We start from the raw sequence: 25,624 nt of genomic DNA on the forward strand, positions 1-25,624 counted from the left end.
TCTGGCTGAGACCGTCTTCGCGGCCCCCTTCCCCCACCCTCCCCCGCATCCGCCTTCGCCAAGGCCTCGGCGGGCAAGACGGGGGAGGGAGCGCAGTGAAGGCAAGCCGCACACCCGTCGCGACTCTCGCAACGGCTCCACGAACCACATCCCCTCTCCCCGCGACTAATCCTCGCCTCAACATCGAAGCCAGAATCCGGATGGGAGACGCCCCGTGGCGTTTGCATTGCCTTCGCGTGCTTATGATTTGCAGATGCTGGACCGTCCCGTCGATCGCGCGCGTGACCACGGCTGGGTCTATGGCTTGCCACCCGGCATCGCATCCGAGCAATGGCCGCTCGATCCCGTCACCGGCTATCCGCTGATGCACGGTTTTACGCTGCTGCTGCCGGAGGATTATCGCGTCCATGGCGAGGACATCGTCGCGGTGTCGTTCTTTGCGACTGCGCCCGATCACAATGACGGCGGCGCGCCCGACGATCCCGAAATCCGCGAGGCGGTGGCGGCGCGGCCGGCGCATCCGCGTTTGTCGCGCATGACCGACATCCTCGACTACGAATATGCCGCGCTGCTGTTGACCAAGGCCGAATATGAGGGCCCGTTCGCGATCCCGCCGGCACCGCTTGCGCTTGCGGCGGCGGAGCGGCCGCGCTGGCTCGATGTCGGCGGCGCCAGCGCTTTCTTCGAGTCCGCCCCGCCCTTCGCACAGAAGATGTTCGCCAGTCCTCCGCGGGCCGATCTGGCGGAAAACCTCGCGATCGCCTTGACGCCGCGCGCGACCGATCCCAACGCCGGCAAGGCCCCGCAGGACCCGCACTTCCCACGCAACCCGCCGAGCGACTACCAGTCCTACTATTATTTTGTCGACGGCGTTCCGACCACCGACAATTACCGCCTGCACGATTGGGCCAAGGACCACGCCCACAACCATCTCGGCGGCACCATGCGGCCCTGCCAGGCGGTGCCGGCGATGAGCCCGTTCTACATCGAGTTCGAAGAATATTTCGGCGGCTACAATTTCGGCACCGGCAACGCGCAGCTCGACTTCAAGGACATGGAGTTCGAGTGGGCGTGCGGGTGATCACGCCCCGCGCTTCGGCCCGATCGCCTCGAAGCCGGCCTTCTGCTCGTCGCTCAAGTCAGCCTCGAAATCGTCGAGCGCGTCGCCGACGCCTTTGACCGCCTGCAGCATCGCCTGCAGCCGCGCCTTCACGTCGGCGAGGCGGGCCTGCGGTGTTTCCGCTGCCTTCGACGGGCAGGCGCTCAGCGTCTCCATGGTGCGCAGCGTGGTGTCCTGGAGCACCTCGAGCCGCGCGCGGGCGACCTCGTCGAGCTTGAGCGTGGAGGCGATGTCGGCGGCGGGCCATTGCTGCGCGACGAGCTGCTCATATTGGCGCTGCGCCTGCACATCGTAGCGGGGATCGCTGCTGCCATCGCAGGCGGCCTGAGCCTGCGTGTCCTTTGCCTGCGTGTCCTTTTGCCGGGCCGCGGCGAGCGCGGCGCGGCGGTCGTTGGCGAGTGCATCGAGCCTGGTCTTCTGGCCGTCGTCGAGAGACTCGACGAATTTTGCCAGCGGCGGCGCGATGGCATCCGCCGCCTTGATCATGGCCTCGAGCCGCGCCTGCATCAGGCCGAGGCGATCCGAGGCATTCGCCGGCGCCTGCGCCGGGCAGGCGTTGCGGATGGTGTCGCGCGCGGCATTCCAGGCGGAGCCGAGCTCGTCGAGCGCGGTGCGCTGCAAGTCGTTCGGCTGCACGGCCGCAGCGATGCGATCGACCGGCAAGCCGCCGGTGTCGCTGGCATCGCAGATGCCCTCCAGGGTCGGGACTTTTCGCCCGCGCCTGACCTGCGGCGAGGCGTAGGCGGCGAGCTCGGCTGCCGCATAGGGCGCGAAGATCGCGGCGTAGATGTCGCCATAGCCATAGAGCGAGAGGCTGGTCGTATCGGCGAAAATGACCGCATTGGTGAGATCGTCATGTGCGAACGGCCAGAACACCGGGCCGACCCAGCCGTAGCTGCCGTCGGGATGACGCCACCAGCCCTGCGGGCGCCGGCCACCACGCCAGCCGGACAGCGCCGCCTGCGCCGTGAGCGCCGCACGCAGGATATAAGGGTTTGAGGCCTGGCCGCGCTCGGCCCCACGCGGAGCCCCACGTGGATCCTGGGACCGCAAGGCGGCGGAGCGATAGCGGCCGCCGCGCACCGCCATGCGGGAATGCCGCAGGCGCGACATGCCGATCACGTGGCCGACCGCAAAGCGGGCAACGCCGAGCGGCCCGCCGCGCATCCCGAACTGCGCTTCCGCCCTGGTCGGCAGCAGCACGGCCAGAATGACGAGGGCCGCGCCTGTCAGCGCCAGTCCCATGCGAGGCCCCGGAACGACCGCTGACCTGACCAATTTGGCCTCCCTCCCGGCGCCAAGCGTGCACTCGCGTCGCGAGGGAGAAGACTCGCGGCGGAACCAAATGTTCCGAACGCGCACAGGGCAAAGCGTCGCGGGGAGCCCGGTTAACCTCGCCCCGCTTGCGGGGAGAGGTCGGATTGCATCGAAGATGCAATCCGGGTGAGGGGGTACAGGTCTCTCGACAGTCGCCCGTGCTGACAGAGCCCCTCACCCCAACCCTCTCCCCGTAAGAACGGGGAGAGGGAGAGGAGAGACCGCGCTTATTCCGCCTTCTGCGGCACCACAAACGTCTGGCCGGGATAGATCAGATTGGGATTGTGGATCTTGTCGCGGTTGGCCTTGAGGATCACGGCATAGCGGGCGCCGTCGCCATAGGCGAGCCGGCTGAGGGCCCACAGGCTGTCGCCGCGAACGATCACCCGGCTTCCACCCGCCTCCGCCGGCGTACCGGTGAGGACGTCCGCGGGCGAGGCCGATGCAACTGTCGTCGCCCCGGGTGCGGCCGGCGCGCGGGCCATGACACCTGATTTCGGTGCACCCATCTGTCTCGGCCGGGCCGCGGGCTTGTCCGTGGCCGAGGCGAGACGCGGCGACGGCAGCGACGCCACGACATCCGACTTGTCGTCGGGCTTCTCAGCCTGCTTCGCCTCCTGCCGCGCCGCAGCTGGAAGGGGACGTGCGGGCGGCGGCGCGGCTTCGGCAATGGTCACCGGCATGCCGCGGCCGGATTGCGTCACGGTGCCGTCAGGCGCCTTCGCCCGCAGGGTCAGTTCATAGGAGCCGGCGGGAAGTTTTGGCGGGGTCATCACGAACTGGCCCGACGCATCGGCCACCACCGTGTCGAGCGGCTTGCCGTCGCGCAGCAGCTCGACCCTGGCGCCCGGCGCGGCCCGCCCCGCGATCACCGCCGCCTCGCCCTGATCGTCGATGCGCCCTACGTCGAACCGCGGGCCGGTCTCGGCCGCGACCGCCGGCCTGGCCGGCACGAGATCGGCCAGCGCGGTGACCTGCTTCTGCGTCTCGGCCAGTGCATCCGGCTTCGGCGCGGGGGCCGGAGCGGTGGACGCCGCCGGCGCCGTGCCGGCGGCAAGCTTCGGCTCGTCCGGCCTGGATTCGCCTTTGGGCGCCGCCTTGGTCTCGGGCTGCCTGGCTTGGGGCTGACTGGCTTGGGGCTGACTGGCTTCGGGCTTGGCGGCCACGGCAATCCCGGTCGGCGCGCCGCCCGGCAGCAGGCGCCGCAGCTCGCTGGGACCGATCACCAACACGGTGCCGACCAATGCGAGCAGACAGAATGCAATGAAGGCCTTGGAAGCGAAGGCTTTGGATGCGGTGATCATCGGACACAAACCTTGCAAATCAGCCGAGGCGGCAACCTGCGCCGATTTGGCACCGGCAGCAAGACAGTCGATCGGATGAACCGGCGCGATCCTGCCGGAGTCAAACGCGCGAGACCGCATCATTGCTTGAGGATTTTTGTCGTGACCCCATTTTCCCGCCTGGCACGCTGGCTGGCGCTTGCGCTGATGATGCTCGCTGCCTCCCCCGCGCTTTCCGCCTCCGGGCCGCCGCCGGGATTCGTCCTCACCGACAATGCCGATCTCGCCTTCACCTCACCCGACGGTGCCACGGGGATCGAGCAGTACAAGAAGGAGACCGAGGATTCCGACCTCAAATGGCAGGTCTGGGCCCGGCACGGCGAGGTGATGACCGAGTTGAAGCCGGAGCAGGATTATCCGGCCGGCTTCCGCTTCACCAACGATTCGCAATGGCTGGTGCGGATGCAGAAGACCGGCTCCGGCGCGCAGGACCTCTATCTCTACCATGTCGCGAAAGGCGCCTTCGCGCGCGCGACCAAGACCTCGCTCAGCGACCTCGCCTGGGCCTATTTCCACGGCCGCCCGGACACGAAGAAGATGAAGCTCGACTACCACATCTCGGCCGATCTCGTGGAAGGCACCGAACAGGCCTATCGCGGGCTCGGCGTCAAATGGCCGGACAACCGCTACCTCGTGATCTCGCTGTCGGGCGCGATGGACAAGCATCCGAAGAACGTCGCCGTGAAGGGACTGGCGGATTGGCGCTGCCGCTATGACCTCAGGACCGGGACCTTCGATGTGCCGGCACTGTTCGCGAAGGGGAATGCGGAAGCCCTAAGGTGGGAGATCCGGCGGTGAGCGCCAGCGCGCGGGAACCAACTCCCTGATTTCGCCCCGATTCATAGTTCCCTAACCCTCACTGGTAACCGGCTCTTGTCGGTTTTGCCGCATCTTGCATCCCACGGGAGGGCTGGATGGGCGCATCAATCCGATGGAGCACGCGCATGCGCGCGTTGCTTCGCCGTTGGCAGGGCGCACCGCTGACGTGGCTGATCGCCGGCGGCGTCGTGCTGATGGTTGCGATGGCGATCGGCACGGCACTCACCGTCGACCGCTTCCGCCAGAACGCGATCGAAAGCGGCCGCGATAGCCTGGAAAATTCCGTGCGCATGCTCGCGCGGCATTTCGACCGCGAGTTCGAAAACTTTGCGGTGCTGCAGAAGAGCATCATCTCGGAGCTCGAAAGTCATGGGATCGAATCCGCCGAGGTATTCCGCAGCGAGATGGGCACGCTCGCGCTGCACGAGGTGCTGCGCGCAAAGGCCAGCGGCTGGTCGGACGTCGCCGGTGCCAACGTGTTCGACTCCAATGGCGTGCTGATCAACTCGTCGCGGCGCTGGCCGGTCGCCGACGTCTCGATCGCCGACCGCGGCTATTTCAATCGCCTCAGGAACGATCCCGCCGCGCAGGAAGAGATCGAAGTCGTGAACGGCCGGCTCGGCAACGGACCCGCGATCGTGTTCGCGCGGCGTATCACCGGTCCGCATGGCGAGTTCTTCGGCATCGTGTCGCGGGCCATTTCGCCCGAGCAGCTCGAATCGTTCTTCGCCTCGGTCGGGCTCGGCGAGGAATCCTCGGTCGCGATGCACCACCAGAATGGCCAGCTGCTCGCACGCATCCCGCATGCCGACGCCATGATCGGGCAGAATTTTCGCGAGGGCACGCCCGAGCAGAGATCGGTGTTCGAGCGCACCTTCGTCACGACCAAGCTGGCCAGCCCGATCGACGGCAAGGACCGCATCGTCGCCTCGCGCCTCCTGACCGGCGAGCCGCTGGTCGTGGTCGCAACCAAGTCGCTGGACGCGACGCTCGCCACCTGGCGTACGCAGACGAAGTTCTTCGTCACAGTCGCTGTGCTGTCGATCGGCCTGCTCGTGCTGACGCTGTTCCTGATCTTCCGGCAGATGACGCACCGGCTCTCGCTCGAGAAGCAGCGGCTCGACACTGCGATGAACACGATGACGCAGGGCCTGCTGATGTTCGACCAGGACGAACGGCTGATCGTCTGCAACAGACGCTACATCGAGATGTACGGACTGTCGGCCGAACTGGTGAAGCCCGGCGCCTATTTCCGCGACGTGATCCAGCACCGCCACGACACCGGCTCGTTCGAGGGCGACGTCGATGCCTATTGCGACCGCATTCTCGGCAGCGTCGGCCAGACGCACAGCGCGATCGTGGAGACGGGTGACGGCCGGCTGATCGAGATCAAGAACCAGCCCGGCGCCGCCGGCGGCTGGCTGGCCACCCATGACGACGTCACCGAGCGCATCCGCGCCGACGAGCGCATCGCGCATATGGCGCATTACGACGCGCTGACCGACCTGCCCAACCGCGTGCTGCTGCGCGGCCATCTGGAACGCCGCGTGGCGGAGCTTGCCCACGGCAAGCCGTTCGCGATCCTCTATATCGACGTCGACGAGTTCAAGGGCGTCAACGATTCGCTCGGACACGAGGTCGGCGACGAATTGTTGCGCCAGGTTGCGAGCCGCCTGCGCGCCTGCGTCGGCGGCAACGATCTCGTCGCACGGCTCGGCGGCGACGAATTCGCCATCGTCAAGGACGCGACCTGCGACCGGAGCGAGCTGACCACACTGGCGGAAAACATCCTCAAGGCGCTGCGCGCGCCGGTGGACTGCAAGGGCCAGGAGATCCCGACCGACGCCAGCATCGGCATCGCGATCGCGCCTGATCATGGTGACAATCTCGACGATCTGCTCAAGCGCGCCGATCTTGCGATGTATGCGGCCAAGTCCGAGGGCCGCCGCACCTTCCGCGTCTTCGTGCCCGAATACGACGCCAAGGCACGGCTGCGCCGGCAGTTCGAACTCGACCTGCGCCAGGCGCTCGTCCGCGGCGAATTCGAGGTGCATTACCAGCCGCTGGTCGATCTCGCGGCCAATGTGGTGACCGGCTGCGAGGCGCTACTGCGCTGGCGCCATCCCGAGCGCGGCATGATCTCGCCCGTCGACTTCATTCCTGTCGCCGAAGAGACCGGCCTGATCGGCGAGATCGGCGAATGGGTGCTGAAGCAGGCCTGCCTCGAGGCCGCCAGCTGGCCGGGCGATATTCGCGTTGCCGTCAACGTCTCACCGGTGCAGTTCCGATCGAGGACGCTGGCGCTGAAGGTTGCAGCCGCGCTGGCGGAGTCGGGCCTTGCGCCCGGCAGGCTCGAGCTCGAAGTCACCGAAACCGTCCTGATCCGCGACGACGAGGAGGCGCTGACGGTCCTCCAGCAGCTGCGCGAGCTCGGCGTGCGCATCGCGCTCGACGATTTCGGCACCGGCTATTCGTCGCTGAGCTATCTGCACAGATTCCCGTTCGACAAGATCAAGATCGACCGCAGCTTCATCAGCGACATCGGCCAGTCCGACGATTCGTCCCCGATCGTGCAGGCGGTGGTGCACATGGCCACCGCCCGCCACATGGTGACGACGGCCGAAGGCGTCGAGACCGAAGCCCAGCGCGAAGTTCTGCGGCACCTCGGATGCAGCCAGATGCAGGGCTGGCTGTTCAGCCCGGCCGTGCCCGCGGCGAAGTTGAAACAATTGCTGTCGGCGCAGGCGGCGGCGGCCTGACGCGGGCCGGACGGACGGGCGAACGACGATCACGATTTATTGCCCTTTTCGCCGGCAAGGGCGATGTCTACGATCCGGTCGAATCGCGTTTCGGAGCAGGCGGATGCAAACGATTGGGCTGATTGGGGGCATGAGCTGGGAGAGCACCGCGCTCTACTACAAGCTCATCAACGAACGGATCCGCGATCGCATGGGCAAGCTGCATTCGGCCCCGTTGCTGATCTATTCCTACGACTTCCAGGCGATCAAGGAGATGCAATACTCCGGCCGCTGGGACGAGGCGGCCGCCAGCCTGGCGGAGGTCGCGCGGCGGCTCGAAGCCGCCGGTGCGCGTGCGATCGTGCTGTGCACCAACACGATGCACAAGCTGGCGCCCGACATCGTGCCGCGCGTGACCATTCCTTTCATTCACATCGGTGACGCAACGGCGCAGCGTATCCGGGCCAGGGGTTACCGGCGGGTCGGACTGCTCGGCACGAAATTCACGATGGAGGAGGACTTCTACATCGACCGGTTGCGCGCGCACGATCTCGAGGTCCTGATCCCTTCGGCCGACGAGCGGGCCGACGTGAACCGCATCATTTACGACGAGCTGTGCCTTGGAATCGTTTCCGCGTCCTCTCGCCGCCGCTATCAGGACGTGATGGCGGCACTGGTTGCCCGCGGCGCCGAGTGCATCATTCTCGGCTGCACCGAGATCACCATGCTGGTCGGCCGCGACGACACGTCTGTCGAGACGTTCGACACGACCGCCATTCATGCGGAGACTGCGGCCGACTTCGCGATCGGATGATTGCGGTCGCGCAGCCGGAACATCGCCGGTAAGGGCGAGGCGCGGAAACGGAGGCGAATCCAGACCGGACCTCGGACCGCGAACTTCGCCAATGCAGACGAAGCGGCGATCGCGCAGCATAACGTCCCGGGAGGCGTGAAAGTTCACATCAGCCGTTTGGCGGCCCGCACTTCCGCGAATTCGGCGTCGGGATGACTGACGATGGTGGCGACCCAGATGCCGCTGATGATCAGCGACCAGGCGGTGTCCCAATAAATCCAAAACATCTGCCAGCCTCCGTTTCGACGACTTCCGCCCGCGGGATCGAGTAACGGCAAAGCGAGGCAGGCGTTCCCGGCACGATTGCCGCACGGAGATGTGCGGGCGAGGCGCGGCGCTATTTTTTGTTGGTGGGCGACGGCGTGGGATCGGTTTGACCGGTGTGGCGCTTTGCCACGACGTCTTCGTCGCGCTCCCCTTCGCGCGGGCGCGGCGGCAGCTTGGGCTGGCCCTTCTGGCCGCCATGCTTGCCGCCCATGTCGGGCTTGCCTTCGAGGTCGTTTTCACGGGGCATGCCGGGTCAATGCGCTGGCACGGCATTGGTTCGCAAAGCTGCGGCCCTATTTCCGCCTGTGAACGAGTTCATAGAACCAATGCTGTTTGCAGTGCACGATCGCAGGTGCCTCAAACGACGGATGGACTTGGCCTGATGCGGAAACGGCTCGTTGCCTGGACCCTCCTCACCTGCGCGCTGCTTGCGGTGGCCGTGTGGGGCCTGCTCGGTGCGCCCGACACTGCGTCCGGCCCCCATCTGCCCTCCCGCAGCCTGACGGCGGCGTCGCGGTAGCCACCCGCGCAACCGATACAATTTCGGCATCGATCGATCCCAATTGGAATTTGGTGCGGCGGCACGGCTCCCGCTATCCTCCGGCAAAACGACAAGGCCATAGCGGCCAAAGGAGGAGCCCGATGTCGAGACCGACCAGCCGCAGCGCATCACGCGCTGCGATCGCCACCACCCTCGCCTTCCTTGTCCTCATTTCTGGAGTCCGCGCCGGCATGGCCGAGACCTTCGCCTATGTCGGCAATGCCGACAGCAACGACATCAGCGTGTTCAAGCTGGCCGAGAGCGGCGAGATGATTGCGGTGCAGACCGCCTCCTTCACGGGCGTCGAGAAGCCCGGCTCCTCGACGCCGCTCGCGATCACACCCGACCATCGCGTGCTGATCGCCGGCGTACGCTCGCAGCCATTCCTTGCGGTGAGCTTTGCGATCGACCCCAGGACGGGCCAGCTCAGCCATATCGGCAACGGACCGCTCGCCGACAGCATGGCCAATATCGCCACCGACCGCGGCGGCAAGTTCCTGTTCAGCGCCTCCTATGGCGGCAACAAGGTCGCGCTCAATCCGCTGGCCGCAAACGGCGTCGCCGGCGAACCGAAACAGGTGATCCCGACCGGGCTGAACGCGCACGCCTTCCTGCCCTCGCCCGACAACCGCTTCGTGTTCGCGACCAATCTCGGCTCCGACCAGGTGCTGGCCTTCGCGTTCGATGCCGTAGCGGGCACGCTGACGCCGAGCGATCCGCCGTCGATCAAAGTGCCGGAAAAATCGGGACCGCGGCACTTCGTGTTCCACCCCAACGGCAAGTTCGTCTATCTCCTCCACGAGCTGAACGGCGACGTCGCGGCGTTCGGCTATGAAGCCAAGAGCGGCGCCTGGACCGAAATCCAGCGCACCACCGCATTACCCGAAGGCTTCAACGGGAAGCCCTGGGCCGCCGACATTCACATCACGCCCGACGGCCGCTTCCTCTATGCCTCCGAGCGCACCACCAACACGCTGGCCGGCTACAGGGTCGATGTATCAAGCGGCAAGCTCACCCAGATCGGCAGCGTGCCGACCGAGAAGCAGCCGCGCGGCTTCCACATCGATCCCTCCGGGCGCTACCTCGTCGCGGTCGGCGAGCTCTCGGACAGCATGACGGTCTATGCGATCGACCAGAGCAGCGGCGCACTCGGCAAGCTGAAATCCTATCCCACCGGCAAAAAGCCGAACTGGGTGGAGTTTTTGAGTTTGCCGTGAGGGGCATTCACAGAGGCCGTCATGCCCGGGCTTGTCCCGGGCATCCACGTTCTTAGCAGCCAAAAACAAGGTCGTGGATGGCCGGGACAAGCCCGGCCATGACGCTGTGGAAGCGTCACCGCCCCGAACGGTCACGTCATACGCGAGTGCCCTGCGCCGGAGCGCACGGGAGGCGAACCTCTTCCCTTATGCCGCGACTAATCCAACAGGGGGCATCGCGCCGCCTGCGCTGCGGCATTCTCATCGGGCCGGCCCATGGTCCGCCCCGCGCGCTTCTGCTATCGATGAGGCCGTCAAGGCCCCAACCGGAATGACCGATGCGTCCATTGCCTGCGCGTTCCTTTTCCAGACATTTCGTTGCGCTCACCGGACTGCTGATGCTGTCCGCCCCGCTCGCGCGGGCCGCCGATGACGACGCACCCAAGGGGCCGGCGGTCACGGTGTTGAAGGTCGCAAAATCCTGCTTCTCGGACATCGTCGAAGCCACCGGCACGATCATCGCGCGCGAGGAGACCTCGGTGCGGCCCGAACGCCCCGGCCTGAAGGTCACGGAGGTGCTGGCGGAAGCCGGCGACACCACCACGGCCGGTCAGGTGCTGGCGCGGCTGGCGCTGCCCGAAGGCGGCTCGCTCCAGGTCACCGCCCCGGTGGCGGGCGTGATCGCGACCTCGACCGCGCAGATCGGCAACCTCGCCTCGGCCAAGGGCGAGGCGCTGTTCACGATCGTGGCGCGCAGCGAATATGATCTCGTCGCCCTGGTCGCGACCGGCGATATGCGCAAGCTCGCAATCGCCCAGCAGGCGACCGTGCGCATTGCCGGCGCCGGCGACCTCGACGGCAAGGTGCGCCGGATCGGATCGACCGTCGAGCCGAACATCCAGCAAGGCATGGTCTATATCGGCATCTCCTCGCAGAAGCGGTTGTTGCTGAACGCCAGCGGACGTGCGCTGATCAAGTCCGGGCAGAGCTGCAATGTCGCGGTGCCGCTGACCGCCGTGCAGTATTCCTCCGCCGGCACCGTGGTGCAGGTGATCCGCCGCAACCGCGTCGAGACCAAGCGCGTCGAGGTCGGCCTTATGTCGGGCGGCAATATCGAGGTCCGCGACGGCCTCAACGAAGGCGACGTCGTCGTCGCGCGCGCTGGCGCGCTCTTGCGCGAAGGCGATCCGGTGCGCCCGGTGATGGCTACGGAAGCCGCGAAGTAGGAAGCTGGCTCGTGTCCCGGACGCGCTGCAGCGTGCCAAAAGCGCGTTTACGCGCGTCTTCGACACGCTATGGCTGCTGCGAAGAGCCGGGTCCCATCTCGTCACACAGCGACAGTCTAAAAAACTGGGCCCCGGCTCAGCGTCGCATCATTGCATGATGCGCCGCGTCCGGGGCACGAGAGATCGTAAACTTGAGAAAAACTAGCCGCCGGCTTCGCCGAAATGGACGTCTTCGAGCAGCGAGGAGGAGACGGTCGGGACCTGGTCGCCTTCGGAGGCGCGGGAGATGGCGAGGCGGGTCTTGTTGAAGACGCTTTCGGCGCTGCCTTGCGCATCGAGGTTGTTGAGGAATTCGCCGACCAGCACGCTGTGCTCGCCCTTGCCCTCGTCGACGACCTTGCCGGGCGAGGCCGAGGTGAGGATCAGCGCATTGTCGGACGCGCTGATCGGCGCCAGACCGTGGCTGTAGGCGCGGAACCGGCGCTCGTAGGGGTTACGGCGGGAGGCATCTACGACGACGAGCTTGGCCTTGGCGCCCTGCTCCTTCATCATCTCGAGCACGCCGTCGATGGAGACGCCCTGGCGGCGGACATCCTTTTCCTTCCAGATCACGGCATCGACCGGCAGCATGTAACTCTCGCGGCCGGCCTGCACGCCGTAGCCGCCGAAGAACAGCATGACGACGGTGTCGCGCTTGATCCGGGACTTCAGGCGATTGACGGCGCGGACCATGTCGTCCCTGGTCGCGTCTTCCACCATGTCGACGTCAAAGCCATTCTTGCGCAGCGCCGAGGACAGTGCGCGGGCGTCGTTGATCGACTGCGTCAGCGGCGCGCTGGCGTCGGGATAATGTCCATTGCCGATGACGAGGGCGAGGCGGGAAGTCTGGCCGATCGCGCCGGTGACCTGGTCGGTCGAGACGGCCTTGGCGGCATCGAGTGCACGCATGTTGAGGGCAGCATGGGCGCCGATCACGAGCGACACCGTGCCGATGAGGGCTGCGGCGACCGCGATCGTGCGGGAAATGTCGAGCTGCCTTACATTCATCTCGCTTTGTTCCTGTCAGTACCAAAGACCAGCCAAGCGCGCGCACACTGTTTGAGTAGCGCGATAGCGTCTTCAGGTTTGAGGGATTGGCCGGGGTGTGCCCCCGAATTGCGCGCAATTTGCGGCGCCGCACCAAACAAACCCTTAACCGGATCTGGCCTCCCGGGCAATAGATTGCCCAAAAATTGAGCTAACGGTCTGAATATACTGGCCAATTCGGCAACCCGATTTTCCCCATGCCGGGCGTTCCCCGTAGCCTTCCGGAGCCTGATCATGCAGCCCTCGTGCCGGGATTTTCTGTGACCGCCATCACCTTTGTATTTCCTGCGAATCCGGGTAGCTTTTTCAAAGACTTGCAGGGGGTGGCGCGGGGCTGGGGGCGCGCCGGCCGGCCCCGGACCAAGACCCCGCGACCAGGTATTTCATGAACTTTCAATATTTTGCCGGCGCCGCCTGCCGGGCGCTGACGGCGCGCAAAGATGGCCCCTCGCTTTACGATGTCTGCGATCCCGTGCTGGCGAGCCCGGTCAGCGGCGATCCGCATCTGGCCAAGTTCTACAAGACCGCGCTCGGCAATCCCGCATTGCGCCTGCTGCTGCGACGCGCGGGCCTGCCCGAGCTGCGCGACGAGACACGGCTGACCCGGCTGCGCGAGGCGCTCGCGCGCGCCCGCGACGAGGCCGAGCCTGACTGGGCGGCGGTCGGCCAGCCCGTCGCCGATCTCGTCGACAGCATCGCGCTCGACCATCCCAAACCGCCGCCGGCGCTGTTCACCGGCTCAGCGCCGCACCAATCGCAGATCGACGGCGTGATCCGCGACTGCGCGCAGCATCTGCTCGGCTCGCACCGCAGGAACGGTTTCCTGCCGACCTATGCCGCCTTCAACCTGATCGGCGACCCCGATTTCCGCGGCCGCGAGCTGATCATGGCGCTCACCGGGCTGAACGCGCGCGGTTACAAGAACTCCTCGCTGCTGTTCAATCTCGCCCGCGTCTTCATCGCGCGCTCGCCCGCACGCGCGGTCGTCAATCCGCCCTGGATCGGCATTGCCGAACCGATGTGGGAGCCGGTGCAGATCCGGCACCGTTCGGCCTATTACGACGCGTTCTTCATCGAGGCGCTGCTGGGCTATGTCGAGACCGGGCTCGCTTCGACCGCCGACGCGATCGCGGCGAAGCGCACCATCGCCGACATGGTCGATTTCTGCGTCAACATCAGCCGCGAAGAGGTCGAGGGCATCGACGGCGCGCGGTTCAACGTCATCACCGCACTGGCGCCGGCGCCGCACCCGCGCTTCTCGCGCTACTTCGCGCAGATCAAGCAGGACCTCGGCTTCGGTGTCTACGTGCCGGATTGCGACACCACGGCGTGCTCGATCTCTGCAGCGACGCAAGCCGGCTGCACCGATCCGATCATCGACCAGCCGCTGCTGGACTTCTATTCGGGCTACCAGGTGCGCGCCGGCGTCAACGCGCCGCGCGTGACCGTGCCGCTCAACGACCATATCGACTACGAGGGCGGGGTTGCGACCTGGATCGACAATCTCAAGGGCGAACGGCCCTATGGCAACGATCTCGATCCGACGCTTAATCTCGACATTCTCGAGGTGAGCTTTCGCAACCTGGCGCGCTGGAAAGTCCTGGAAACGCCGGCGCGACTGGCCACCGTGCATCGCATCATCGGCTTCCAGAAGCGGCTCGCCGCCAGCGGCGCCTTCGCCAATCCGCGCTCGCACATCTATTATCTGCCGGAGCTGTACGGCGCTTATTTCGGCCGTTGTTACGCGGCCTTCCTGGCGCTGCCGCTGGCGGCGCAGGCTGCGATCGATCCCGGCGGCGATTTCGATTTCATCCGCCATCGCGTGCTCTCCTACGTCAAGGGCGAGCTGATGGCCGCGGAGATGAACGTGTTCGACGCGGCACTGGCGCTGATCGCGCTCGGCCATCTCGGCGCCGACCCTCGCGCCTTCGCGCCGGCGCTGAACGTGATCGTCGCAAGCCTCGGCGAAGGCGGCCGCCACGGCCCGTTCCGCGCCTATGAATGGAACAAGATGAAGACACCGACGCGTATTCTGGTGGGCGGGCCGGAGGTGACGTCGGCGTTCGTGCTGATGGGACTGGCGGTGGCGCGGCGGGCAATGATGGGGCGGGGGTGATGATGGTCTCGTGCCCCGGATGCAGCGCAGCGCTTCTTCAGCGGTGCGCTGCAGAGCCGGGGCCCATGCCACCCAGAATGGTGTCTGTGACTTTCTGGGTCCCGGCTCTGCGAAGCGGCGTACACGCCGCACCGCGTCCGGGACACAAGAGATACGGCCGCAATGACGGGAAGTTGAAAGCCGATCTGTTAGGCATAAGCTGGCCGGGCGGACAAAAGCCGACCACAATTGCGCGGCTTATCGAGATTGTCCTGAACACGCGGACCGGCATGTTGCGAAAAGTCCTGATTGCACTGTCCCTCGTCGCCTTGCCGTCGTTGGTTGAAGCCTCCGACATCACCGGTGCGGCAAAAGTCCGCGCCGGCGATTCTGTCGTGATCGGGACTACGCGGATCCGGCTCGGCGGCATCGACGCGCCCGCGATTGACCAGCTCTGCCTCAACACCAAGAGCGAGCGCTGGACCTGCGGCATCGCGGCGCGCGACGAGCTCGCCAAATACACCGAGGGCAAGAATTGGGTCTGCCACACCCGCGCGATCGACCGCCGCGGCCGCACGGTGGCGCGCTGCGAGGTCGGCGGCGAGGACATCCAGAAATGGCTGGTGCGCAGCGGCTGGGCGCTGGCCTATACCCGCATCTCGCGGGACTACGAGCCCGACGAGGCCGCCGCGCGCGAGGCCAAAGCCGGCATGTGGCAGGGCGCCTTCATCGCGCCGTGGGACTGGCGCGAACGCAACAAGAAGACGACGATCTTGGGCGCCACCAAGCCGCCGGATGGGGCGCATGCGGTGCTGCTCGCCTCGGCCTCGGGACCGGTCGCGCCGTCGCCGGACTGCACCATCAAGGGCAACGTCAACAGCGCCGGCGAGTGCATCTATCACCAGCCGACCAGCCGCTGGTACACCCAGATCAAGATGAAGATCAGCAAGGGCACCCGCTGGTTCTGCTCGGTGGAGGAAGCTGAGGCTGCGGGCTGCCGCGAGACTAAGAGATAACCCACGTCAGACCTGCGTTTTCCGGTCTTTTCTTGGCATCCCGCGCCGCGTAAAACTAGGAATCAGCGACCCACCATCCTGTTCTCAAGCAACAAGGACCGACAGCAATGACCGTTCGCGCGGGCCGGGAATTTCTGGCCATCCCCGGGCCCACCACGATGCCCGACGAGGTGCTGCGGGCGATGCACCGTCCGGCGATCGACATCTACTCCAAGGAGATGCACGAGCTGACCGACAGCCTGCTCAGCGATATCTCGAAATTGTTCGCGACCAAGGGCAAGTCCTACATCTACATCGCCAACGGTCATGGCGCCTGGGAAGCCGCTTTGACCAACGTGCTGTCGCGCGGCGACAAGGTGCTGGTGCTGGAGAGCGGACGGTTCGCGATCGGCTGGGGCAACGCGGCAGCGCTGATGGGCGCCGAGGTCGAGGTGCTCAAGGGCGACTGGCGTCGCGCGGTGCGGCCGAGTGAGGTCGAGGAGCGCCTGCGCCGCGACAAGGAGCATGCGATCAAAGCCGTCGTCGTCGTCCAGGTCGATACGGCGTCGGGCGTGCAGAACGACATCGAGGCGATCGGCAAGGCGATCAAAGCCGCCGGCCATCCCGCCTTGTACATGGTCGACACCGTCGCCTCGCTCGGCTGCATGCCGTTCGAGATGGACAAATGGGGCGTCGACGTCGCGATGTCCGGTTCGCAGAAGGGCCTGATGACGCCGCCCGGCCTCGGCTTCGTCGCGGCGAATGCGCGCGCGCGCGAGGTGCAGAAGAAGGCCAATATGAGCACGCCCTATTGGAGCTGGAGCGAACGCGAGGGCACCGAGAATTATCGCAAATATGCCGGCACCGCGCCGGTGCATCTGTTGTTCGCTTTGCGCCAGGCGATCGACATGCTGCACGAGGAGGGGCTGGAAAACGCCTTCCGCCGCCACAGCCTGCTCGGCGAAGCCGCAAGGCGCGCGGTCTCCGCCTGGACGGAAGGCCAGGTTCTCGGCTTCAACGTCGCGGAGGCCAGCGAGCGCTCCAACACCGTGACGACGGTGACGATGAGCAACGGCCACGATCCGGCGATCCTGCAACGCTATTGCAAGGACAAGTGCGGCGTCGTGCTCGGCACCGGCATCGGCGATCTCTCCGGACAAGCGTTCCGCATCGCCCATATGGGTCACGTCAACGCCCCGATGCTGCTCGGCACGTTGGGCGTCATCGAGATCGGCCTGAACGCGCTGAAGATCCCGCACGGTAAGGGCGGGCTGGAGGCGGCGGTTGCGTATCTCGGCGAAGAGGTGGCGGTGTAGCAAGCCCCACTGTCGTCCCGGACAAGCGCAGCACAGCGGAGCGCAGATCCGGGACCCATCGCCACAGGCTATGGTTTGGCGAAGCCTCGGAGTTATCAGCTCGTGAGATAACTCCTCCCTGGGGTTATGGGTCCCGGATCTGCGCTTCGCTTGTCCGGGACGACAGTTGAGTTTGCCGCAACTACGGTGGCACGCGATAGGCTTCGACTTGCGCTTTCAGCTCATCAAGTGATGCCAGCGGCGCCTTCGGATCGACCCGATATTCCCCACTCGCCAGCCATCTCAGCACCATCGCATCCACCACCGGCGAGTGGTGGATGACGTCACCGTAATTGTCGAGGTCGTGCGTCACGTGCTTGATCGCCCGGAAATCGTGGAGACGCACATTCGGAAACTGCGTCAGGCGTTCGGCAATGCGCGCCGTGAGATCGGTGACGATCTTCAGCGCTGCGGGCGAGGCATCGCGCATCGCGACAAATTGCAGGATCGAATAGGGCGGAAAGTAGATGTCGAAGGTCACGTCCGGATGGCGCGCGATCAGCCCGACGGCGTCGCGCTCGAAATGCCGGACCATGGCGTCGTAACCGTACCTTCGCCGAGGAAGCGGCTGCGGACGGGATCGGTGATGTAGGCGAAGGCGGCGAGCGTCCTCTTCGCGTTGTAGCCGCGCGCGACGTCGAAATCCCGCGGCAGCGCGTAGATGTCGTCGACGTCTGCCAGCGCGAACTTGACGGGGAGATAAGGCGCCGCCCGCGTCAGCGGCTCGCGCAATGGCGGAACGGACCGCAGCAGCGCGAACAGGGATTCCTTCGCCATCGCCGCGCTGAACAGATAGGACGCGATGCCCCCAGTTGTTCGGCGATAGAGATCGACAGCGAGATAAGGATCAGTCTCGATATCGGCCGCATCGACATAGATAAAATCGTCCACCGCCCAGATCACGCGCCGGGCGCCGCGGGCGATCGCCTGCTCCAGCACAAAACCCTGCTGGCGCGAATTGGACCCGGTCATCGCCAGCTTGAGCGAATGGACGCCGAGCGCGCGATCGATGTCGCTCTGGCGAAAATGAATCGCGAGCGAGGTGCCCATGAAGACGGTGTCGAACGACTGGCTACGGATCAGCCCGGCATTCTGCACGCGCGTGTCATCGGAATAGAAGGCGGCGACCAGCCGCGAGGGGCGGAACAGTTGCAGCGGATCGACGACATAAGTGAGCGCCGCCGCGCCCAGCACGCACGCGACGCTCGCAAGCAGAAGGCGCCGCAAATGTGTGAAATTGCCTCGCATCAGAACCGGAAATAGATGAATTCGCTGTGGCTCTGGATGCCCAGAATGCCGAACGCGAGCGCCAGCGACGCGGCATAGAGGAACAACGGCCGCAGGCGCCCTGCCCGCAAGGCCTCGCCGACCTGCCGGTTGCCGTGATCGTAACCCATGATCGTTTGCGTGTTCGGCGCCAGCCATATCAACGCGCCGTAGATTGCAACCATGACCAGCGCTGCGATCTCGTCACGGCCGAAGACGATAGTCGCGGGATCGGCCATCGCGCCGAGGATCAGCATGGCCCAGTCGATCCGTTCGGCGCGGAAAAACACCCAGGCGACGACGACCGCGAGGAATGTCAGCACAGCCCCGGCAATACGGAACGGGCGCGCAAGAGGCGCCGGAACGTTCGGAACCAGCGCATTGAAGGCGTGGTTGACACAGAGATAGGCGCCATGCAGCGCGCCCCAAACGACAAAGGTCCAGGCCGCACCGTGCCAGAGCCCGCCAAGCAGCATCGTGACCAATAGGTTGGCGTAGCGCAGCACCCGGCCGCGGCGGTTGCCGCCGAGCGGGATGTAGAGATAGTCGCGCAGGAACTGCGACAGCGTCATGTGCCAGCGGCGCCAGAACTCGACGATGCTGGAGGCCTTGTAGGGCGAGTTGAAATTGACGGGCAGGAAGATGCCGAACATCAGCGAGATCCCGATCGCCATGTCGGAATAGCCGGAGAAGTCGAAATAGAGCTGGAACGTGTAGGCGAGCACACCACACCAGGCCTGGTCGAAGCTCGGCGAGCGCGCCTCGAAGGCGAGCGCGACCAGCGGCTGGATACCGTCGGCAAGGCAGGTCTTCTTGAACAGGCCGATGGCGAAGATGATGATTCCGCACAGCATCAGATGCGCGTCAGGATGCTTGGTCTCCTCCCGCTCGAATTGCGGGATCATGTCCTTGTGGTGAAGGATCGGCCCCGCGATCAGATGCGGGAAGTAGGTCACGAACAGCGCATAGTGCGGCAGCGTGTAAGCCGCGACCCGCCCGCGATACGCATCGACCAGGAACGCGATCTGGGTGAAGGTGTAGAAGGAGATGCCGACCGGCAGCAGGATGTGAACCGCGACATGCGTGCCGGCCAGAGCATTGATGTTCTCGGTGACGAACCCGGCATATTTGAAGATGCCGAGCACGAGGAGATCGCCGACGACGCCGAGGACGAGCGCCGCCTTGCGTTGCCTTGGGGTCAGCTCCGCCGCGATCAGGAGATGGCCGATGCCGTAATTGAAGGCGATCGAGATCAGCAGCAGGCCCAAGAACTGCCAGCTTCCGATGGCGTAGAAGGCGAGCGAGGCGAGTGCCAGCCAAACCACCGGAGCCAGATTGCTGCGCCGCCCCAGCCAGAAATAGCCGGCCAGCACGGCCGGCAGGAACAGCAGGATGAACGGGTAGGAGTTGAACAGCATCAGGCTGGACCGGGGGCGGGACTATGAAGCCTAAAGCATACAAGGAGGAGATCAACAACCCGGCGACTTCATGCAGCCTTTGGCGGCGCTGGCAATTGGTACGCTCGTCGCCATATGATGCGCGATCTGCCGCCCCTCCCGCGTCATTGCCGGGCTTGACCCGGCAATCCATCGCTCACGAAATCTTCGTCGATGGATGCGCGGGTCAAGCCCGCGCATGACGAGCCAGGTTCCGGTGAAACGCAATGAGGATCGAGTGACACAAGCCAAAACACATTCCCAGCCCCCCGTCGCCCCGCGCCGGCCGCATTCCTTCACGCACCACGGCATCGCCGTGACCGACGATTATGCCTGGCTGAAGGACGAGAAGTGGCAGGAGGTGCTGCGCGATCCCAAGGTGCTCGACCCCGAGATTCGGAAATATCTCGACGCAGAGAACGGCTACACCGAGAGCCTGCTCGGCCACACCTCGTCGCTGCAGAAGACGCTGGTGCGCGAGATGCGCTCCCGGATCAAGGAGGATGACTCCAGCGTGCCGTCGCCGGACGGACAGTTCGCCTATTTCCGCAGGTTTCGCGAGGGCGGGCAGCACGAGCTGTTCGGCCGCATGCCGCGCAACGGCGGCGACGGCCATATCGTGCTCGACGGCGATGCGCTCGCAAAGGGCCACAAATATTTCAAGTTCGGCGGCAGCCGGCACTCGAACGATCACAAGCTGCAGGCCTGGAGCGCGGACACCAAAGGCTCGGAATATTTCTCGATCCGCGTCCGCGACTGGGCAACTGGGATGGATCTTGACGACCTCGTCGAGGAGACCGATGGCGGCGTGGTCTGGGCCGCCGACTGCAAGAGCTTCTTCTATGTGAAGCTCGACGACAACCACCGGCCGATGCAGGTGTGGCGGCACAAGCTCGGCACCAAACAGGCCGACGACACGCTCGTCTATGAAGAACAGGACACCGGCTGGTTCACCCATCTGCACGAGAGCACCAGCGGCCGCTTCTGCGTGATCGCGGGCGGCGATCACGAAACGTCCGAGCAGCGGCTGATCGATCTCGCTCATCCCGAGGCACCGCCGCGCCTCGTCGCAGCGCGCGAGGACGGCGTGCAATATTCGCTGGCCGATCGCGGCGACGAGCTCTTCATCCTCACCAATGCCGGCGACGCCATCGACTTCAAGATCGTCACTGCGCCGCTTGGCCAGCCCGAGCGCAACAACTGGCGCGACCTGATCCCGTATCGTCCCGGCATCTACATCATCGACCTTGATCTCTATGCCGGCCATCTGGTGCGGCTGGAGCGCGCCAATGCGCTGCCGTCCATCGTGATCCGCGACCTCACGACGGAGGACGAGCACGCCATCGCCTTCGACGAGGCCGCCTATTCGCTCGACACGATGGGCTCCTACGAATTCGAGACGACTACACTGCGCTTCGCCTATTCGTCGATGACGACGCCGTCGGAGGTCTATGACTACGACATGGCTAGGCGCACGCGCACCTTGCGCAAGCGCCAGGAGATTCCGTCCGGCCATGACGCGGCCGACTACGTCACCACGCGCATCATGGCGAAGTCCCATGACGGCGCCGAGGTACCGGTGTCGATCCTCTATCGCCGCGGGCTGAAGCTCGATGGATCGGCGCCGCTGCTGCTCTACGGCTACGGCTCCTACGGCATGGCGATGCCGGCCTCGTTCAACGCCAACCGCCTGTCGCTGGTCGATCGCGGCTTCGTCTACGCCATCGCCCATATCCGCGGCGGCGCCGACAAGGGCTGGGGCTGGTATCTCGACGGCAAGCGCGAGAAGAAGATCAACAGCTTCGACGATTTCGCCGCCAGCGCCCGGGCGCTGATCGCGGCGAAGTACACGCGTGAAAAGCGCATCGTCGGCCACGGCGGCTCGGCCGGCGGCATGCTGATGGGCGCGGTGGCGAACCGCGCCGGCGAATTGTTCGCGGGCATCGTCGCCGAGGTCCCGTTCGTCGACGTGCTCAACACCATGCTCGACGACACGCTGCCGCTGACGCCGCCGGAATGGCCGGAATGGGGCAACCCGATCGAGAGCGAGACGGATTTTCGCACCATCCTGTCCTATTCGCCCTACGACAATGTCGCGGCTAAGGACTATCCGGCGATCCTGGCGATGGGCGGATTGACCGACCCGCGCGTCACCTATTGGGAGCCCGCCAAATGGATCGCGCGCCTGCGCGCCACCATGACCGGCGGCGGCCCGGTCCTGCTCCGCACCAACATGGGCGCCGGCCACGGCGGCGCCTCGGGACGCTTCGACCGGCTCGATGAAGTCGCGATCGTTTATGCGTTCGCGCTGTGGGCGGCGGGGATGGCGGAGGCCGGGGTGTAAGCCACACCCTCCGCCGTCGTCCCGGCGAAGGCCGGGACCCATAACCACAGGGAGAAGTTTGGCAAATGATGGTCGTGAAGTGACCTCCCCGCGGTACGCACACCGTACATCATCGATAGATCACGCGGTATGGGTCCCGGCCTTCGCCGGGACGACAACGGTGTTGTGGCGCAATCAAGGACACAACTACCTTCCGTTCTTCTTTCGCCATTCCGCGAAGTCGATCAGCGTCTGCGGATCGGTGGCGGGGTAGAGACCAAAAATACCGCGGCCCTTGCCGACTTCTTCGGTGACGAAGTCCTCGAACGCGGTCATCTCGAAGGTCTCGTTGGCGATCTCGTCGGCGAGATGCGCGGGGATCACGATGACGCCGTCGGCATCCCCGAGAATGACGTCGCCGGGAAACACCGGCGCGTCGCCGCAGCCGATCGGCACGTTGATCTCGATCGCCTGGTGCAACGTCAGATTGGTCGGCGCGCTCGGGCGATGGTGATAGGCGGGGATGCCGAGCTTGGCGATCTCGGCGGCGTCGCGAAAACCGCCGTCGGTGACGACGCCGGCGACGCCGCGCTTCATCAATCGCGTCACCAGGATCGCACCGGCTGAGGCGGCGCGCGCGTCCTTGCGGCTGTCCATCACTAGCACGCTGCCGGGCGGACAATCCTCGACCGCCTTGCGCTGCGGATGGGAGCGATCTTTGAACACCTCGATCGTGTTGAGATCCTCGCGCGCCGGCATGTAGCGCAGCGTGAAGGCCTCGCCGACCATGGTCGGCTGGTCGGCGCCGAGCGGATGCACGTCCTGGATCATCTGGATGCGCAGGCCGCGCTTGAACAGTGCGGTGGCGACAGTGGCGGTGGAGACGGATTTGAGCTTGGTGCGGGTGGCTTCGGAAAGTTTGGTCATCGGATGCTCTCTCTTGTCGTCATTCCGGGGCATCGCGAAGCGATGAGCCCGGAATCCATAACCACGATCGGGAGTATGGATTCCGGGCTCGCGCCAAGTGGCGCCCCCGGAATGACAGGTGGCTAATAAATCGACGGCTCGCCGATCGGGGCGCCGAAACCGGTCTCGAGGAAATCGAAGTCGCAGCCGTCATTGGCCTGCTTGATGTGCTTTGTGAACATCCAGCCATAGCCGCGCTCGAAACGGCGCTCCGGCTGCTTCCAGGCGCCGCGGCGCTTGTCGAGTTCGGCTTCGCTCACGTCGAGATTGATGGTACGCGCGGCGACGTCGAGCGTGATGCGATCGCCGTTACGCACCAGCGCCAGCGGCCCGCCGATATACGACTCCGGCGAGACGTGCAGGATGCAGGCGCCGTAGCTGGTGCCGCTCATGCGCGCATCCGAGATGCGCACCATGTCGCGCACGCCCTGCTTCACGAGTTTTGTCGGGATCGGCAGCATACCCCATTCCGGCATGCCGGGTCCGCCCTGCGGTCCGGCATTGCGCAGGATCAGGATATGATCCTCGGTGACGTCGAGGTTGGGATCGTCGACCGCCTTCTTCATCGACGGATAGTCGTCGAACACCAGCGCGGGACCCGTGTGCTTGAGGAAGCGCGGGGCGCAGGCGGAAGGCTTGATGACGCAGCCGTCGGGCGCGAGGTTGCCCTTGAGCACAGCGAGCGCGCCCTCCTTGTAGATGGGATTGTCGACCGAGCGGATCACGTCATCGTTGTGAACCTCGGCGCCCTCGATGTTCTCGCCGAGAGTCTTGCCGGTCACCGTGACGCAATCGAGATGCAGATGCGGCTTGATCTGGCCCATCAGCGCCGGCAGCCCGCCGGCATAGAAGAAGTCCTCCATCAGATAGGCATCGCCGCTGGGACGGACGTTGGCGATCACCGGCACCTTGCGGCTTGCGATCTCGAAATCGTCGAGCCCGATGTCCTGGCCCGCGCGGCGGGCCTGCGCGATCAGATGGATGATCGCATTGGTCGAGCAGCCCATCGCCATCGCAACCGCGATCGCGTTCTCGAAGGCCTTGCGGGTCTGGATCGTGGTCGGCGTCAAATCCTCCCAGACCATCTCGACGATGCGGCGGCCGCACTCGGAAGCCATGCGGATGTGGTTGGCATCCGCTGCCGGAATCGAGGACGCGCCCGGCAGCGTCATGCCGATCGCTTCGGCGATCGCAGTCATGGTCGAGGCCGTGCCCATGGTCATGCAGGTGCCGTAACTGCGCGCGATGCCGGCTTCGATATCGAGCCAGTCCTTGTCGGAGATCTTTCCGGCGCGCCGCTCGTCCCAGTATTTCCAGCCGTCGGAGCCGGAGCCGAGCGTCTTGCCCTTCCAGTTGCCGCGGAGCATGGGACCTGCCGGCAGATAGATCGCCGGGATGTTCATCGAGGTCGCGCCCAGCAGCAGCGCCGGTGTGGTCTTGTCGCAGCCGCCCATCAGCACCACGCCGTCGACCGGATGGCTGCGCAGCAGCTCCTCGGCATCCATCGCCAGCAGATTGCGATAGAGCATCGTGGTCGGCTTGAGCAGCGATTCCGACAGCGACAGCGCCGGCAATTCCAGCGCCAGGCCGCCGGCCATCAGGATGCCGCGCTTGACGTCGTCGACGCGCGACTTGAAGTGCATGTGGCAGGGCTGCGCATCCGACCAGGTGTTGAGGATCGCGATGATCGGGCGGTCCTTCCACTCCTCCGGGGCGTAGCCCATCTGCATGGTGCGGGAGCGGTGGCCGAACGAGCGGAGATCGTCGGGCGCGAACCAGCGCGCACTGCGGAGCTGGTCGGGTGTTTTCTTCTTGGTCATGATTGGGTGCCCCATTTCTGGACCGTGTTCCGCTCGATCGCGCGAAAGATCAGGTTCTCGACAAAAAGCCCGATGATAATCACGGTCAAGAGGCCTGCGAACACGGCGGGTATGTCGAGCAGATTGCGGTTCTCGAAGATGAACCAGCCGAGCCCGCCCTGCCCCGACGACACGCCGAACACCAGTTCGGCCGCGATCAGGGTGCGCCAGGCGAAGGCCCAGCCGATCTTGAGGCCGGTGAGGATCGAGCCGAACGCCGCGGGGATGAGAATTTTTGCGACATAGGGCAAGCCGCGCAGGCCGTAATTGCGCCCGACCATGCGTAGTGTGTTGGACACGCTCTTGAAGCCGGAATGGGTGTTGAGCGCGACCGGCCACAGCACCGAATGGATCAGCACGAACACGAGGCTGCCATTGCCGAGCCCGAACCAGATCAGGGCCAGCGGCAATAGTGCGATCGCCGGCAACGGGTTGAACATCGCCGTGACAGTCTCGAGGAAATCAGTGCCGATGCGGGTGGAGATGGCGAGCACGGTGAAGATCGCGGCGAGCACGATGCCGGCCGAATAGCCCATGAACAGGACCTTCAGCGAGGCCCAGGCCCGCATCGGAATGGTGCCGTCCTTCACGCGCTCGAACATCGTGACGACGGTGTCGTGCAGCGTCGGAAACAGCAGCGGATTGTTGAGGGCGAGGCCGTAGGCTTCCCAGACCGCGGCCAGAAACAGGATGATGACGGCCTTGCGGACGAAGCCGTCGTTCCAGAGCAGCTCAAGCACGCTCAGCTTGCGCTCGACCTCGGCTGTGCCGCCGGCGGCCGGCGCGTCACGCAGCAATATTCTGGCTTCGGCCATCAGGGGCT

The 25,624-nt window shown here is 65.4% G+C and carries 20 protein-coding genes and 1 pseudogene; 11 read left to right on the forward strand and 10 right to left on the reverse strand.

Translation table 11 applies throughout. The features are described 5' to 3' along the window. Positions 1 to 253 precede the first annotated feature (253 nt). Entirely contained in the window at positions 254 to 1,081 is an 828-nt protein-coding gene (locus QSV46_RS33875; RefSeq protein WP_314961893.1) for a hypothetical protein, read from the forward strand. Here the strand turns inward: QSV46_RS33875 and QSV46_RS33880 are convergent, their stop codons facing one another. Beyond that, positions 1,082 to 2,365 (reverse strand): Spy/CpxP family protein refolding chaperone, encoded by a 1,284-nt coding sequence (locus tag QSV46_RS33880; RefSeq protein WP_314961895.1) that lies wholly within the window; start codon positions 2,363 to 2,365, stop codon positions 1,082 to 1,084. Positions 2,366 to 2,664: 299 nt separating this feature from the next. Continuing rightward, positions 2,665 to 3,741: a LysM peptidoglycan-binding domain-containing protein gene (locus QSV46_RS33885; RefSeq protein ID WP_314961898.1), complete on the reverse strand. Its 1,077-nt coding sequence runs from the start codon at positions 3,739 to 3,741 to the stop codon at positions 2,665 to 2,667. 186 nt (positions 3,742 to 3,927) lie between these two features. Here QSV46_RS33885 and QSV46_RS33890 point away from each other — a divergent pair, with 186 nt between their 5' ends. From QSV46_RS33890 to QSV46_RS33900, 3 genes are all read left to right on the forward strand, one after another. Continuing rightward, positions 3,928 to 4,578 carry a hypothetical protein gene (locus QSV46_RS33890; protein WP_409997245.1) on the forward strand — a complete coding sequence of 217 codons (651 nt, stop codon included), beginning with the start codon at positions 3,928 to 3,930 and terminating at the stop codon, positions 4,576 to 4,578. 116 nt (positions 4,579 to 4,694) lie between these two features. After that, positions 4,695 to 7,358 carry an EAL domain-containing protein gene (locus QSV46_RS33895; protein WP_314961902.1) on the forward strand — a complete coding sequence of 888 codons (2,664 nt, stop codon included), beginning with the start codon at positions 4,695 to 4,697 and terminating at the stop codon, positions 7,356 to 7,358. Between the two features lie 103 nt (positions 7,359 to 7,461). After that, entirely contained in the window at positions 7,462 to 8,151 is a 690-nt protein-coding gene (locus tag QSV46_RS33900; protein WP_314961905.1) for an aspartate/glutamate racemase family protein, read from the forward strand. Positions 8,152 to 8,294: 143 nt separating this feature from the next. Here the strand turns inward: QSV46_RS33900 and QSV46_RS33905 are convergent, their stop codons facing one another. Beyond that, entirely contained in the window at positions 8,295 to 8,417 is a 123-nt protein-coding gene (locus QSV46_RS33905) for a hypothetical protein (RefSeq protein WP_314961909.1), read from the reverse strand. Between the two features lie 110 nt (positions 8,418 to 8,527). Continuing rightward, complete coding sequence (locus tag QSV46_RS33910; RefSeq protein ID WP_314961911.1) at positions 8,528 to 8,704, reverse strand: hypothetical protein; 177 nt, start codon at positions 8,702 to 8,704, stop codon at positions 8,528 to 8,530. 105 nt (positions 8,705 to 8,809) lie between these two features. Between QSV46_RS33910 and QSV46_RS33915 the strand changes: the two genes are divergently transcribed. From QSV46_RS33915 to QSV46_RS33925, 3 genes are all read left to right on the forward strand, one after another. After that, positions 8,810 to 8,977: a hypothetical protein gene (locus tag QSV46_RS33915; RefSeq protein ID WP_314961913.1), complete on the forward strand. Its 168-nt coding sequence runs from the start codon at positions 8,810 to 8,812 to the stop codon at positions 8,975 to 8,977. A gap of 122 nt (positions 8,978 to 9,099) precedes the next feature. Then, positions 9,100 to 10,215 (forward strand): lactonase family protein, encoded by a 1,116-nt coding sequence (locus QSV46_RS33920; RefSeq protein WP_314961915.1) that lies wholly within the window; start codon positions 9,100 to 9,102, stop codon positions 10,213 to 10,215. A gap of 317 nt (positions 10,216 to 10,532) precedes the next feature. Beyond that, positions 10,533 to 11,420, forward strand: a complete 888-nt coding sequence (locus QSV46_RS33925) for an efflux RND transporter periplasmic adaptor subunit (RefSeq protein WP_314961916.1) — start codon at positions 10,533 to 10,535, stop codon at positions 11,418 to 11,420. Positions 11,421 to 11,621: 201 nt separating this feature from the next. Here QSV46_RS33925 and QSV46_RS33930 read toward each other — a convergent pair whose 3' ends face one another. Next, positions 11,622 to 12,467: a caspase family protein gene (locus QSV46_RS33930; RefSeq protein ID WP_314961918.1), complete on the reverse strand. Its 846-nt coding sequence runs from the start codon at positions 12,465 to 12,467 to the stop codon at positions 11,622 to 11,624. Between the two features lie 424 nt (positions 12,468 to 12,891). Here QSV46_RS33930 and QSV46_RS33935 point away from each other — a divergent pair, with 424 nt between their 5' ends. The 3 genes from QSV46_RS33935 to QSV46_RS33945 all read left to right on the forward strand — a co-directional run bounded on the left by QSV46_RS33935 (position 12,892) and on the right by QSV46_RS33945 (position 16,912). Next, positions 12,892 to 14,622 (forward strand): hypothetical protein, encoded by a 1,731-nt coding sequence (locus QSV46_RS33935; RefSeq protein WP_314961921.1) that lies wholly within the window; start codon positions 12,892 to 12,894, stop codon positions 14,620 to 14,622. Positions 14,623 to 14,891: 269 nt separating this feature from the next. Further along, positions 14,892 to 15,617 (forward strand): thermonuclease family protein, encoded by a 726-nt coding sequence (locus tag QSV46_RS33940; protein ID WP_314961923.1) that lies wholly within the window; start codon positions 14,892 to 14,894, stop codon positions 15,615 to 15,617. Positions 15,618 to 15,724: 107 nt separating this feature from the next. Then, entirely contained in the window at positions 15,725 to 16,912 is a 1,188-nt protein-coding gene (locus QSV46_RS33945; RefSeq protein WP_314961926.1) for a pyridoxal-phosphate-dependent aminotransferase family protein, read from the forward strand. A 181-nt stretch (positions 16,913 to 17,093) separates the two neighbouring features. On the opposite strand, the pseudogene QSV46_RS33950 reads toward QSV46_RS33945, so the two are convergent. Both QSV46_RS33950 and QSV46_RS33955 read right to left on the reverse strand, forming a co-directional pair. Further along, positions 17,094 to 18,199: pseudogene (locus QSV46_RS33950) on the reverse strand (hypothetical protein). Beyond that, positions 18,199 to 19,635: an MBOAT family protein gene (locus QSV46_RS33955; RefSeq protein WP_314961929.1), complete on the reverse strand. Its 1,437-nt coding sequence runs from the start codon at positions 19,633 to 19,635 to the stop codon at positions 18,199 to 18,201. Before QSV46_RS33955 ends, QSV46_RS33950 begins: the two are co-directional and overlap by 1 nt. A 256-nt stretch (positions 19,636 to 19,891) precedes the next feature. On the opposite strand from QSV46_RS33955, the gene QSV46_RS33960 reads away from it, so the two are divergent. Next, positions 19,892 to 21,997 (forward strand): S9 family peptidase, encoded by a 2,106-nt coding sequence (locus QSV46_RS33960; protein WP_314961930.1) that lies wholly within the window; start codon positions 19,892 to 19,894, stop codon positions 21,995 to 21,997. Between the two features lie 186 nt (positions 21,998 to 22,183). Here the strand turns inward: QSV46_RS33960 and QSV46_RS33965 are convergent, their stop codons facing one another. From QSV46_RS33965 to QSV46_RS33975, 3 genes are all read right to left on the reverse strand, one after another. Next, positions 22,184 to 22,903 (reverse strand): ribonuclease activity regulator RraA, encoded by a 720-nt coding sequence (locus QSV46_RS33965; protein WP_314961932.1) that lies wholly within the window; start codon positions 22,901 to 22,903, stop codon positions 22,184 to 22,186. Between the two features lie 122 nt (positions 22,904 to 23,025). Continuing rightward, positions 23,026 to 24,762 (reverse strand): L-arabinonate dehydratase, encoded by a 1,737-nt coding sequence (gene araD, locus QSV46_RS33970; RefSeq protein WP_314961935.1) that lies wholly within the window; start codon positions 24,760 to 24,762, stop codon positions 23,026 to 23,028. Continuing rightward, on the reverse strand, positions 24,759 to 25,616 hold the full coding sequence (locus QSV46_RS33975; RefSeq protein WP_314961937.1) for an ABC transporter permease: 858 nt from the start codon (positions 25,614 to 25,616) through the stop codon (positions 24,759 to 24,761). The genes araD and QSV46_RS33975 overlap by 4 nt, the downstream gene beginning before the upstream one ends. Positions 25,617 to 25,624 lie beyond the last annotated feature (8 nt).

Source organism: Bradyrhizobium cosmicum (genome assembly GCF_032290525.1).
GTDB classification, from domain to species: Bacteria; Pseudomonadota; Alphaproteobacteria; order Rhizobiales; family Xanthobacteraceae; genus Bradyrhizobium; species Bradyrhizobium cosmicum_A.